Annotated in this window: 12 protein-coding genes; 7 read left to right on the plus strand and 5 right to left on the minus strand. The window is 71.7% G+C overall.

The window, feature by feature from the left end; genetic code table 11:
* Nucleotides 1–31 precede the first annotated feature (31 nt).
* Together ABXJ56_RS06425 and ABXJ56_RS06430 are read left to right on the plus strand one after the other, a co-directional pair.
* Complete coding sequence (locus ABXJ56_RS06425; protein ID WP_353998876.1) at nucleotides 32–451, plus strand: DUF6855 family protein; 420 nt, start codon at nucleotides 32–34, stop codon at nucleotides 449–451.
* A gap of 7 nt (nucleotides 452–458) precedes the next feature.
* Nucleotides 459–953, plus strand: a complete 495-nt coding sequence (locus tag ABXJ56_RS06430; protein ID WP_353998877.1) for a hypothetical protein — start codon at nucleotides 459–461, stop codon at nucleotides 951–953.
* On the opposite strand, the gene ABXJ56_RS06435 is transcribed toward ABXJ56_RS06430, so the two are convergent.
* A complete protein-coding gene (locus ABXJ56_RS06435) occupies nucleotides 910–1,992 on the minus strand; it encodes an ATP-binding protein (RefSeq protein ID WP_353998878.1) in 1,083 nt (360 codons plus the stop codon). The two genes, ABXJ56_RS06430 and ABXJ56_RS06435, sit on opposite strands and share 44 nt — an antisense overlap.
* 83 nt (nucleotides 1,993–2,075) lie before the next feature.
* Between ABXJ56_RS06435 and ABXJ56_RS06440 the strand changes: the two genes are divergently transcribed.
* Nucleotides 2,076–2,408, plus strand: coding sequence for a hypothetical protein (locus ABXJ56_RS06440; protein WP_353998879.1), 333 nt, complete (start codon nucleotides 2,076–2,078; stop codon nucleotides 2,406–2,408).
* Between the two features lie 29 nt (nucleotides 2,409–2,437).
* Here ABXJ56_RS06440 and ABXJ56_RS06445 read toward each other — a convergent pair whose 3' ends face one another.
* Genes ABXJ56_RS06445 through ABXJ56_RS06460 form a run of 4 tightly spaced genes read right to left on the minus strand, consistent with a single transcriptional unit; the run spans nucleotide 2,438 to nucleotide 6,065 of the window.
* A complete protein-coding gene (locus ABXJ56_RS06445; RefSeq protein WP_353998880.1) occupies nucleotides 2,438–2,728 on the minus strand; it encodes a DUF2277 domain-containing protein in 291 nt (96 codons plus the stop codon).
* 48 nt (nucleotides 2,729–2,776) lie between these two features.
* Nucleotides 2,777–3,628, minus strand: coding sequence for an endonuclease/exonuclease/phosphatase family protein (locus ABXJ56_RS06450; protein WP_353998881.1), 852 nt, complete (start codon nucleotides 3,626–3,628; stop codon nucleotides 2,777–2,779).
* Nucleotides 3,628–4,791 (minus strand): PQQ-dependent sugar dehydrogenase, encoded by a 1,164-nt coding sequence (locus ABXJ56_RS06455; protein WP_353998882.1) that lies wholly within the window; start codon nucleotides 4,789–4,791, stop codon nucleotides 3,628–3,630. Before ABXJ56_RS06455 ends, ABXJ56_RS06450 begins: the two co-directional genes overlap by 1 nt.
* A complete protein-coding gene (locus ABXJ56_RS06460) occupies nucleotides 4,788–6,065 on the minus strand; it encodes an MFS transporter (protein ID WP_353998883.1) in 1,278 nt (425 codons plus the stop codon). Before ABXJ56_RS06460 ends, ABXJ56_RS06455 begins: the two co-directional genes overlap by 4 nt.
* 38 nt (nucleotides 6,066–6,103) lie before the next feature.
* Here ABXJ56_RS06460 and ABXJ56_RS06465 point away from each other — a divergent pair, with 38 nt between their 5' ends.
* The 4 genes from ABXJ56_RS06465 to ABXJ56_RS06480 all read left to right on the plus strand — a co-directional run bounded on the left by ABXJ56_RS06465 (nucleotide 6,104) and on the right by ABXJ56_RS06480 (nucleotide 11,508).
* A complete protein-coding gene (locus ABXJ56_RS06465) occupies nucleotides 6,104–7,780 on the plus strand; it encodes an FAD-binding dehydrogenase (RefSeq protein WP_353998884.1) in 1,677 nt (558 codons plus the stop codon).
* Nucleotides 7,781–8,007: 227 nt separating this feature from the next.
* Complete coding sequence (locus ABXJ56_RS06470) at nucleotides 8,008–9,654, plus strand: ABC transporter substrate-binding protein (RefSeq protein ID WP_353998885.1); 1,647 nt, start codon at nucleotides 8,008–8,010, stop codon at nucleotides 9,652–9,654.
* On the plus strand, nucleotides 9,632–10,648 hold the full coding sequence (locus ABXJ56_RS06475; protein ID WP_353998886.1) for an ABC transporter permease: 1,017 nt from the start codon (nucleotides 9,632–9,634) through the stop codon (nucleotides 10,646–10,648). The genes ABXJ56_RS06470 and ABXJ56_RS06475 overlap by 23 nt, the downstream gene beginning before the upstream one ends.
* On the plus strand, nucleotides 10,645–11,508 hold the full coding sequence (locus tag ABXJ56_RS06480; RefSeq protein ID WP_353998887.1) for an ABC transporter permease: 864 nt from the start codon (nucleotides 10,645–10,647) through the stop codon (nucleotides 11,506–11,508). The genes ABXJ56_RS06475 and ABXJ56_RS06480 overlap by 4 nt, the downstream gene beginning before the upstream one ends.
* The last annotated feature ends 1 nt before the right edge of the window (nucleotide 11,509 follow it).

Here is an 11,509-nt window from a genome sequence, read left to right on the forward strand (position 1 = left end):
GCTCGCCCATCCAGCCCGAGAGGGGGCGGTCATGATGAACGCGACGACCGGAACGGGTACCGCCGAAGACCCGTGGCGCCTGACGACACCGCCCGGGACGTCGGCGTACACGATGCACCGTGACGACAGCGTCGATCCGGCGGTCCTGGTGTGCCAGGTCGGCGGGACGCGCCTCACCTATCTCGCCCGCGCGGTGGACGACCTCGCGGAGATGCTGCGGGCGCACGGGGAATGGATGCCGCTCGGCGCCGCCGACGAGGGCAAGACGCCGCCGGAGGGCTCGGTCGAGGCGTGGGGACGTTCGCCCGGCAATCCGGTCGGCGGCTGGTACGGGCAGCGCAAGGGGTACCGGGGCCGTTTCGGGATGTACCTGCCCCCGCTCCTGGAGCTCCTCGGACTGGTCGAGCTCGAGCACAACGCGCGGAACAACCGCGTACGAGCCCTCGGCTGAGGTCCGAGTGCGCCTGCGTCCGCTCGACCTCGTCGACGTCTTCGTCTATCTGGTGGTGCTCGGGACGTTCATCCAGCTGTTCCCGGCCGTCATCTCGGAGAGCTTCCTCCTCGCCCTCCTCACCGCCGTCCTGCTGAAGGTCGTGCTCGAGGGCGTGCTGTGGGTGAAGACGCGTCTGCTGCGCGGCATCCGTTCGCCCTCCGGCGCCCTGGCGCGGACGATCCGGATCGCGGCGCTCGTGCTGGTGCTGCCCGGAAGCAAGTTCCTCGTGCTGGAGCTGGTCGACCTCGTCTTCGGCGATGCCGTGCGCCTCGGCGGCTTCTTCGCGGTGACGGCCCTCATCATCGCTCTGATGCTCGCGCGTGGGGGCGTGCGGCGGCTGTTCGCTCGGGATGGCGAGGCGGACGCGGCCGCGGGAACGGATGCCGGGAACGAGGCGGATCCCGGAGCGGGTGCCGCTAGCGGAGCGGGACCGGCACGTCCGAGCCGCCCTCGACCGTGAGCCGCGCGCCCATCTGCACCAGCTGCGGAGACGCGGCGAAGCCGCCCGCGAAGATCGCCTGACCCTGACCGAAGACCGGCGAGCGCATCAGGAGGTCCTGCGGGACGAAACCGAACGATTCGGCGAGCGCGGCGAGGTCGTTCGGGGCGTTCATGCGCATGAGCGCGACGTTGTCGCACTGCGAGAGGGCGTTGGGGTGCACCTTCGAGGGCCGCTGCGTGGACAGCACGAGCCAGAGCCCGAACTTCCGCCCTTCCGCCGCGATCTGCACGATGCGCTCGGTGAGCAGCCGGTCGGCGGGCGTCTGCGGGTCCGGGGAGCAGAGGTTGTGCGCCTCGTCGATGACGATGAGGCGCGGGCGGCGCTGCTCGCGGTTCTGCCACAGGTGGTCGAGCACCGACAGCGCTGCGGCCTTGAACTCCCCCGGTTCGCGGAAGGCGCCGAGGTCGAGCACCGTCGCGTCGTGCTCCTCGTCGATGACGTCGGACGCGTCCCTCCCGCCCCACGCCCAGATGTCCCAGTCGAGGATGCCGAGGTTCTCCAGCCGCATCGCGAAGCGGCGACGTTCGGGGTCGTCGTCGCGGTGGAGCCACTGCGCGAACTGCTCCGGCGTGGGCGTGTGGCCCTGGAACTGCTGGCTGACCCGCAGCGCCATGTTGAAGAACTCGGGGTCCATCACCGGGTCCAGGCGCATGATCGCCGCGCGGCTGCGGGTCGGAAGGTCGACGAAGCGGATCTTCAGCGGCTCATCGCCACCGGGACCGAGGACACGGATGCTGCGCGAGGCCCACTCGGCCGCGGCAGCGGGATCGGCATCCGTCCGGGTCTCGCCGAGCCGGACGAAGTCGGAGTTGGGGTCGAGGACCACCACCGGCAGGCGCGTCGCGCCGATGAGCTGCTCGAGCACGACTCCGAGGGCGTAGGTCTTGCCGGATCCGCTCTGCCCGCACCAGAACGTGTGGCGGTTGAACTTCGTCGGGAGGAGCTCGGCGGGGTCGCCGGAGTCGACCTGGGTGCCGATGATCAGTCGCGGATCCACGGGTCTCACGCTAGCGAAACCGGGGGTCGATGCCCATAGGATCGCACCGCACGGCTCCGCCTGACTCCGACGAAGGGGACGACATGACCACGCCCGCACCGATGCCGGCGCCGGAGGTTCGCCGGCGCCGCTTGGACGTCCTCGGCCTCATCGCGGTGATCGTCGCCGCCCTCGTGCTCCTGCCCTCGCTCGCGGTGTTCCTGATCGGGCTGATCCCGGAGATGAACGCCATCTGGTGGCTGGGGATCGTCCTGCTGCCCTTCCTCGCGATCGCCGGGATCATCGCGCTCGTGCTCGGCGTGGTCGGGGTGATCGTCGCCGTGCGGCGTGGGTCGCGCTTCGTGCTGTCGATCATCGGCGGTGTGCTCGGCATCCTGATGCTCGTGCCTCTGGCGCTGATCTACCTCGGCCCCTGATCTCGGCGTCGAGGGAGCGCCACGGCGGGTCAGGCGGTGCGGATGCGGACCTCGCGCTCCATGCGCTTCTCGTGACGCTCGCGGCCCTTCAGCGCCTCGGCCTCGCGATTCTTCGGCGGGGCGGTAGTCACGAGGTCGTCGAGGAGCCGGCGCGTCGCCCCCGCGATCTCGTCGATCGCCCGGTCGAACGCCGCCTCGTTGGCCCGCGAAGGGCGGGTCGACCCGCTGACCTTGCGGACGAACTGCAGCGCGGCCTCGCGGACCTCGTCATCGGTGGTAGGCGGCTCGAAGTTGTGGAGCACGCGGATGTTCCGGCACATGCCGCCGACGCTACTCCGCCGGATGCCGCCGCGAAACGCCCCTCGGCGTCAGGAACGGGAAGGCGGCGGGAGGCGGAGGACGGCCTGTACGGGGAGGTGGTCGGACGGCCAGCGCCCGCGCACGGCCTCGCCGTTGATCGCGGCGACGTCGACCTCGATCCCCTCGCCGTCACGGCTGCCGCCGCCGACCAGCAGCCAGTCGATGCGGCGCCCGTCGGGACGGGGCCTGCGGTAGTTCGGTCGTGTGCCCCACTCCGGGGTGCGACGTTCCGCCGCCCGGGTCCACGCGTCCGACAGCACTCCGTCGCCGAGGAGCACCCGCAGCGGACGCGACCCGGCCCCGGCGTTCAGGTCCCCGAGCACCACGGCGGGGCGTCCGCCCGCGATCACCATCCGACGGATCTGCTCCGCCGACCGCACCCGCGCGAGCGGCGAGACGTGGTCGAAATGAGTGTTGATCACTTCGCACACCGCCCCGGTCACCCGGTCGCGCAGGGTCGCGACCACCGCGGTCCGCGGCGCGGCGGCGAACCACCCGCGGGATCCCGCCACCTCCGGGGTCTCGGACAGCGCCTCCTGCCGGTGCGCGAGGATGTCGAACCGCGCGGTGTCGACGAAGATCGGGCAGCCCTCGCCGCGGCCCTCGCGCTCCCGCCCCCGCCCGAGACGTCGATACGTCTCCCCCAGGGCGAGGCCCACGGCATCCGCCTGATCCGGCATCGCCTCCTGGATGCCGACGACGGCGGGTCGCTCCGTTCGGAGCAGTTCGGCCACGAGCGCGCGCCGACGCTCCCACCGGTCCGCGACCGGACCACCCGGGCGCGACGAGCGGCGCCGGATGTTGAACGTCATGACGTGGATCCCCGGAGCGGGAACGGGTCCGATCACCGGGAGACCCATCAGCCGACCGTCACGGCCAGCAGCCGGTCGTCGCCGTCACGCGGGCCGGCACCGCGGCCGTCGGTGTTGTTGGTGAGGATCCACAGGTCACCGTCGGGTGCGGCCACGACGTCGCGGATCCGGCCGAACTCGCCGACGTAGTACTCCGTCGCCGTCGACGGGTCGGCCAAGGGCACCGCGCGCACCCGCTCGCCGCGGAGGTTCGCGATGAACACGGTCCCCTCGATCACGGCGATGCCGCTCGGGCTCGCCTCGGCGGTCCCCCACTGCTGCACCGGGTCGACGAAGCCCGCGCCTCCGCCCTGTCCCTCCACGGTCGGCCAGCCGTAGTTCGCACCGGGGGTGATCACGTTCAGCTCATCCCACGTGTTCTGGCCGAACTCCGACGCGAACAGCGTCCCGTCCTCCGCCCATGCGATGCCCTGCGGGTTGCGGTGACCGTAGCTGTAGACGAGCGAGTCGGGGAACGGGTTGTCGTCCGGCACCGCCCCCTCCGGCGTCATCCGCAGGATCTTCCCCGCGAGGGAGTCCAGGTCCTGCGCGAGATCGGACACGTTCGCGTCGCCGGCCGTGACGTAGAGCATTCCGTCCGGGCCGAGCGCGATGCGCCCACCGTTGTGCGTGCGCGCCGACGGGATGCCGTCGAGAACCGTCGCCGCCTCGCCGAACGCGAGCGAGCCGGGAGCCCCGGTGAGCGCAAACCGCTCGACGCGGTTGCCGCCTGATCCCGTCGAGTACACGAAGAGACCGTCATCGCCGTCGGCGGCGATCCCGAGGAGTCCGCCCTCGCCGCCGAAGACGACGCCCGGCACGCTGCCGACCACGCGCGTGGTGTCGCCGACGACCTCGCGGATGTCGCCGGTGTCGCGTTCGCTCACGAGCACCGCCTCGCCGACGACGGCGACCGACCACGGCGCCGCGAGGTCTCCCGCGACCGTCGCGGGCGCGCCCTGCGGGACCACCGACGGCGCCGCAGACGGTGCCGTCGCCGACGGCGCGGACGACGGCGACACGGATGCCGAGGCCGTGGGCGCGGCATCCGTCTCCTCCGTCCCTCCCGCGCAGCTGGCGAGGACGAGTCCGCCCACGGCGAGGACGGCGGCGGCCGCGACGAGACGTCGGCGGGGGACGCGGCGACGGACGCGGCGGGCGGGGATCGTCATGCGGCGGTCCTTTCCGATGCCGCGGGCTGCGGCATCCGTCTCTCGACGACGAACATCACCGTGATCGAGATCAGCGCGACGACCGCCAGCAGGATGGTGAGGATCGCGAGGCCGTCGAAGAGGAGCCACTCGGCGAACGCGCCGCCGAGGACGTTGCCGAGGAGGTACCCGGCCCCGACGACGACCGAATAGGCGCCCATGATGAGGCCGCGGTTCTCGCGGGTCTCGGCGGAGATGTCGCTGAGGTGGGTGAGGGCGGCCGGGGTGAAGCCGGCTTCGAGGAACATCCCGAGCACGACGATCGGGATCGCGATCGCCAGCGGCACCCCGCGGTTGGCGAGGAGCAGCCCGACGGAGGCCACGATCGCCCCGGCGACGGTGAAGAAGAGCACCGGCACGGTGGGGAGCTTGCCGATGAAGAACGCCCACGCGACGATGCAGGCGCTGAAGACCAGCACGTACACCCCGAGCACCGCCGAGAGACCCGCGGGGTTGTCGGCGAACGCGCCCGGGAACAGCTGCCCGGGCGCCCGCTGATCGCCGGCGAGGACGAAGGTGATCTGCGACGTGACCCAGGTACCGAGGATCGCGTTCACGGCGATCCAGGCCGGGAGGAAGGCGAGGAGCCGCGGCTGGGCGAGGACGCGCAGCCGCTCGCGCACGGAGGGGCGCGCCTCCGCGGCACGCAGCGGGGGCGTGTGCCGGACGAACACGAGGATCAGCACCGATGCCGCCACGTAGACCGCGGCGAGCGCGACGAACGACCAGAGGCCGAGCCCGGCGTACAGGAGCGGACCCACGACCGCCCCGACGGCGATGCCGCCGGACGAGACGAGCTCGTACAGGCTCGTGACGCGGCCGCGCCGCATCCGGTCATCGTCGCTGTCGTCGGCGAGGAGACCGAGGATCGCCGGCGCCGCGATCGCGGCACCCACGCCGTCGAGGAGGCGCGAGGTGCCGATGATGACCACGACGATCGCGATGGAGGGAGCGGCCGCGACGAGAGAGGCTCCGGGGGTGATCAGGATGCCCGCCGCGGCGAGGAGCGGCGCGGCGATGAGGAAGATCCGTCGACCGCGTCGGTCGCTCGCCGAGCCCGCGATCGGCGCGATGACGAGCTCGGCCAGGAAGCTCAGCCCCGACAGGATGCCGAGAAGCAGGGCTCCCACCGGCGCCCCCTCACGGGCGAGGTCGACGAAGTAGGCGCCGAGGGCGAGCGCGCCCGCGGCGGAGGCCACGCGCTGCAGCAGCTGGGAGAAGAGGACGGCACCCATGGGTCGAGTCTGCACGGTGAAACGACCATGATGGGCCCATGGACGCAGACGTCATCGTCGTCGGCGCGGGCCTGGCGGGCCTCGTCGCGAGCAGCGAACTCGTCCGCGCGGGCAAGCGCGTGGCGATCGTCGACCAGGAGAACGGGCAGAATCTCGGTGGCCAGGCGTTCTGGTCGTTCGGCGGGCTCTTCCTCGTCGACTCCCCCGCGCAGCGCCGCCTCGGGGTGAAGGACTCGTTCGATCTCGCGTGGCAGGACTGGCAGGGTTCCGCCGGGTGGGACCGCCTCGACGGCGACCACCCGGAAGACGAGTGGGCGCAGCGGTGGGGGCGCGCATACGTCGAGTTCGCCGCGACCGAGAAGCTCCCGTGGCTGCGCGAGCACGGCATCCGCTTCGCTCCGGTCCTCGGCTGGGCCGAGCGGGGGGACGGCACCGCGGGTGGCCACGGCAACTCGGTTCCGCGCTTCCACGTCGCGTGGGGCACGGGCACCGGCGTCTCGGAGCCCTTCGCCGACCGGGCGCGCGAGGCGATGGCCTCCGGCCTCGTCCGCCTGCACTCGCGGCACCGGGTCGACGGTCTGATCGTCGAGAACGGCGCGGTCGTCGGGGTGCACGGCACGACGCTCGCGCCCGACGACGCCGCGCGCGGCGTCCGGTCGAATCGCGACCCGATCGGATCGTTCGAGCTCCGCGCGCAGGCGGTCGTCATCGCCACCGGCGGGATCGGCGGCGACCACGACCTGGTCCGGAAGTGGTGGCCCGAGCGCCTCGGCACGCCGCCGCGGTCGATGGTCACGGGCGTCCCGCACCACGTCGACGGACGGATGCTGGACATCGCCGACGCCGCGGGTGCCCGCCTGGTCAACCGCGATCGCATGTGGCACTACACCGAGGGCATCCGCAACTGGGATCCGATCTGGCCGGGGCACGCGATCCGCATCCTCCCCGGACCCTCGTCGCTGTGGCTCGATGCGCGCGGGCGGCGCCTCCCCGCGCCCGGGCTCCCCGGCTACGACACGCTCGGGACCCTGAAGCTCCTGCGCACGACGCCGGATCTCGCCGAGTTCGATCACTCCTGGTTCATCCTCACGGAGAAGATGCTCGAGAAGGAGTTCGCCCTCTCGGGGTCGGAGCAGAACCCCGACATCACCAACCGCGACTATCGCCTGCTGATCAGGAGCCGGCTCGGCCGCGGGGCGCCTCCCCCGGTGCGCGCCTTCCGCGATCTCGGACCCGATTTCGTCACCGCCACGACCGTCCGCGACCTCGTGGCGCGGATGAACGCGCTGACCGACGACCCGATCCTCGACGCCGATCACATCGAACGGCAGATCCGCCAGCGCGACGCCGAGATCGCCAACCCGTTCTCGAAGGACCAGCAGGTGATCGGCATCCACAACAGCCGGCGCTTCCTCGGCGACCGCCTCACCCGCACCGCCACGCCCCACCGCCTCCTCGACCCGAAGGGCGGCGGGCTCGTCGCGGTGAAGCTGCACATCCTCACCCGCAAGTCGCTCGGCGGCATCCAGACCGACCTCGAGAGCCGCGTGCTCACGCCCGACGGATCACGGATGCCGGGCCTCTACGCCGTCGGCGAGGCCGCGGGCTTCGGCGGCGGGGGCGCGCACGGCTACAACGCCCTCGAGGGGACGTTCCTCGGCGGCTGCATCTTCACCGGTCGCGCCGCCGGGCGGTCCCTGGTCGCACGGCTGTAGCCGGGGGCGGGCGCGGCGCGGCGGGGCGCCGCGTTCGGGTGGCGGTTGTGGCCGCCTCGCGCGAGCGGAGGCGGCCACAACCGCCACTCGAACGGCGCGCGTGACGCCGGATGACGGGGAATGAAGCCACGTGACGCTGTTCGACGGCGTGTGTCCGGGCCGCTCGCCGCGGACGGAGGACATCGCGACACTCGGGCTGTACCTGTCCTCCGTCCCCGGGAACACCGATGCCCTCTCGCCGCCACCGCCTGCTGCCGCTCACCGCCGCCGCCGCGTCCCTCGCCCTCCTGTCCCTCACCGCCTGCAGCTCGAGCGCCGCCGCGCCGGGCCCTGACGCCGCGCCCGTCGACGGCGGCACGATCGTGTACGCCCACCAGCAGGAGCCCTCGTGCATCTTCGGCGGCTGGATCGAGCAGGCCTACATCTCGTACCAGGTGCTCGACAGCCTCTTCTCCCTCGACGAGGACGGCGAGGTCGTACCGTGGCTCGCCGAGGAATGGGAGGTCTCGGACGACCGCCTGACGTACGAGATCACCCTCAAGGAGGGCGTCTCGTTCACCGACGGGTCGCCCGTGGATGCCGAGGCGATCGCCTACAACTTCGACTACTGGGTGAACGGCGGCAACAGCACCGCCGCGGTGTGGCTCGGCGGGTACTACGACCGCGCCGAGCCGGTCGACGAGCTCACCGTGACGGTGCACCTGTCCCGCCCGTACACGAACTTCATCCAGAACCTCACGCAGGCTTACTTCGGCATCCAGTCGCAGGAGGCCCTGGAGACCCGCACAGACGAGGAGAACTGCGCGGCGCCGATCGGATCGGGCGCGTTCACCGTCGAGGAGTGGAACCGCGGGCAGAACGTCATCCTCGCCCGCAACGAGGCGTACACGTCGTGGCCGGCGAACGCCCGGCACACGGGCCCCGCGCTCGTCGAGAAGGTCGACTGGCGGTTCGTCTCCGACCCGACAACGCGGGTGGCGGCGCTGCAGTCCGGCGAGGCCGACCTCATCTACGACGTCCCGGCCACCTCGTGGCAGAGCCTCGACGATGCGGGCTACACGCTCGAGAAGTACGTCACCGCCGGCCGTCCCCAGCAGATCTCCTTCAACACGGTGCAGGGACCGTTCGTGGACGAGGACGTGCGGAAGGCCTTCGCCTACGCACTCGACCGCCGCACCATCGTCGAGACGATCGGCCAGGGGGGCGTCATCCCGTTCGAGGGGAACGGCGCGGTGAGCCAGACCACGCCCGCGTACAGCCAGGCCGCCGCCGACACCTACGACTACGACCCCGAGCAGGCGGTGGCGCTGCTGGAGGGAGCCGGCTGGACCGAGGTGAACGACGAGGGGTATCGCGTCAAGGACGGCGAGGTCCTCGAGGCCCTCCTCCCCTATGGGGCGGGCTCCATCATCAACACCGATGGCGCGTCGATCCTCCAGGCGGTGCAGGAGCAGGCCAAGGCCGTCGGATTCAAGGTGGAGCTCCTCCCCCTCAGCACCGCCGAGCTCTGGGGCGGGAAGTACAGCACGCCCGACGCGTACGACCTGTCGGTCGGGTACTGGACGGCCATCAATTCCGGCATCCTCTACATCAACTGGCGTCCGAGCACCGAAGACAACCCGAACTACTCCAACAGTTCCTTCTACGCGGATGCCGGACTCGAGGCGCTGATCCTCGCGGCCAACTCCGAACCCGACGCCGAAGCCCAGGCCGACCTCTACGCCCAGGCGCAGGAGCTCATCGCCGACCGCGCGACCTCGATCGGCCTCTACGCGCGCCTCAGCACCCTCGCGGTGAGCCCCGGCCTGCGGGGGGTCTGGCAGGAGAACGCACAGGGAGGACCGACGTTCTATGACGCTCACTTCGTCGAATGAGGCGGTGGCCGGGGTTCTCGCGACCCCGGCCACCCGCCCCGCGGGCGACCCGGCTCGCCGCATCCGCGCCGTCCTCTCCGCTGTCCTCCGAGCCCTCGTCGTGCTCTGGGGTGCGGCGACGGCGGCCTACCTCGCCCAGCTCGCCCTGCCCGGAGACCGCGCGACCGCGATCCTGAACATCCGCACGGGACAGGCGCAGCAGCGCACGCCGGAGGAACTCGCGCCGATCATCGCGCAGTTCGGTCTCGACGATCCCGTGATCACGCAGTACGCGACCTATCTCGGCGGTCTCGCGCGCGGCGACCTCGGCATGTCCTATCAGCAGTTCCGTCCCGTCGGGGACATCATCGCCGAGCAGCTCGGCGCCACCCTCGCCCTGACCCTCTCGGCGATCGCCCTTTCGTGGATCATCATGGTGTTCTGGGTGACCCTCACCGCCGGTCGTGGTCCGCGGGTCCGGTCGCTCGGCTCCGGCGCCGACACCCTCGCGGCGGGGCTCCCGCCGTACTGGCTCGGCATCCTGCTGCTCCTGGTGTTCGCACTGCACCTGCGCTGGTTCCCGGTGATGGGCGGCACGGGGCTCGGCGGGCTCGTCCTTCCCGCGCTGACCCTCGCCATCCCGCTGGCCGGATTCATGGGGCAGGCCACGCGCACCGAGTTCGAGAAGACGCTGCGCCAGCCCTTCGTCCTGAGCGCCCGTCTCCGCGGTGCCGGCGATCTGAGCGTGCGCCTGCGGCACGTCCTGCGGCACGCGGCCCTCCCCGCCCTCACCCTCACCGGTTGGGCGCTCGGGGCGACGATCTCGGGCGCGGTCATCGTCGAGGCGATCTTCTCCCGTCCCGGAATCGGCGAGACCCTCGTCGCCGCCGTCGGTTCGCAAGACCTGCCCGTCGTCACCGGCATCGTCGTCCTCGTCGCCCTCGTCTACGTCGTCGCGAACCTGCTCGTGGACCTGCTGTACTCCGTCGTCGACCCGAGGATCACCACGTCATGACCGTCTCCGAGATCGCTCCGATCCGCCCCGGCGCTCGCACCGGTGGGAGGAGGACGTTCCGCCCGGCCTGGGGCCTCCTCGCCTCGCTGGTCGTCCTGAGCCTGTTCGTCCTCGCCGCCGTGGCGCCCGCTGTGCTGGCGACGCACTCCCCGACCGCGCAGGACTTCGCCAACGCGCTGCGCCCGCCGTCGGCGCAGTTCTGGTTCGGCACCGACGAGGGCGGACGCGATCTCTACAGCCGTGTCGTCTACGGCACACGGGAGTCTCTGCTGATCGGCGTCGGCGCCGCGGGGCTCGCGATGGTGATCGCGGTTGTGTTCGGGTCGCTCGCCGCACTCGGCGACCGGGTCACCGCAGCCGTCATCAACCGCGTGATCGAGGTCGCGTTCGCGTTCCCGATCCTCCTGTTCGCCCTGCTCATGGTCGCCATCCTCGGTCCGTCGGCGGGGACGGCGATCCTCGCGGTCGGCATCAGCACCGCCCCCGGCTACGCGCGCATGGTGCGCGGTCAGATCCTCGCCGAGCGGAACGCCGGTTACGTCGAAGCGGCACGAGCGCTCGGCCACCCGCGCGGTCGCATCATCGCCCAGCACATCCTGCCCAACGCGATGCGGCCTCTCGTGGCCCTGTTCACGATGTCGATCGGGCAGTCGATCGTCTGGGCGTCGGGTCTGGCGTTCCTCGGGCTCGGCGTCGCGCCCCCGTCCTCCGAATGGGGAGCGCTGCTGGACGCCGGCCGCGCATACCTGCTGCAGGCGCCCTGGCTCACCTTCATCCCCGGCGCCGTCATCCTGGTGCTCGCCCTCGCGGCGACCACTGTCGGACGCCGCGTCCAGAACCATCTCGAGAGAGCGCAGTGAC

It is taken from the genome of Microbacterium aurantiacum (assembly GCF_040532595.1).
In the GTDB taxonomy this organism is placed as follows: domain Bacteria; phylum Actinomycetota; class Actinomycetes; order Actinomycetales; family Microbacteriaceae; genus Microbacterium; species Microbacterium chocolatum_B.

Bases quoted from the DNA above. Each gene is read 5' to 3' on its own strand.
- ABXJ56_RS06425 (WP_353998876.1), top strand. From the start codon at position 32: ATGATGAACGCGACGACCGGAACGGGTACCGCCGAAGACCCGTGGCGC.
- ABXJ56_RS06455 (WP_353998882.1), bottom strand. From the start codon at position 4,791: ATGACGATCCCCGCCCGCCGCGTCCGTCGCCGCGTCCCCCGCCGACGT.
- ABXJ56_RS06465 (WP_353998884.1), top strand. From the start codon at position 6,104: ATGGACGCAGACGTCATCGTCGTCGGCGCGGGCCTGGCGGGCCTCGTC.
- ABXJ56_RS06470 (WP_353998885.1), top strand. From the start codon at position 8,008: ATGCCCTCTCGCCGCCACCGCCTGCTGCCGCTCACCGCCGCCGCCGCG.
- ABXJ56_RS06480 (WP_353998887.1), top strand. From the start codon at position 10,645: ATGACCGTCTCCGAGATCGCTCCGATCCGCCCCGGCGCTCGCACCGGT.
- ABXJ56_RS06460 (WP_353998883.1), bottom strand. From the start codon at position 6,065: ATGGGTGCCGTCCTCTTCTCCCAGCTGCTGCAGCGCGTGGCCTCCGCC.
- ABXJ56_RS06445 (WP_353998880.1), bottom strand. From the start codon at position 2,728: ATGTGCCGGAACATCCGCGTGCTCCACAACTTCGAGCCGCCTACCACC.
- ABXJ56_RS06450 (WP_353998881.1), bottom strand. From the start codon at position 3,628: ATGGGTCTCCCGGTGATCGGACCCGTTCCCGCTCCGGGGATCCACGTC.
- ABXJ56_RS06440 (WP_353998879.1), top strand. From the start codon at position 2,076: ATGACCACGCCCGCACCGATGCCGGCGCCGGAGGTTCGCCGGCGCCGC.
- ABXJ56_RS06475 (WP_353998886.1), top strand. From the start codon at position 9,632: ATGACGCTCACTTCGTCGAATGAGGCGGTGGCCGGGGTTCTCGCGACC.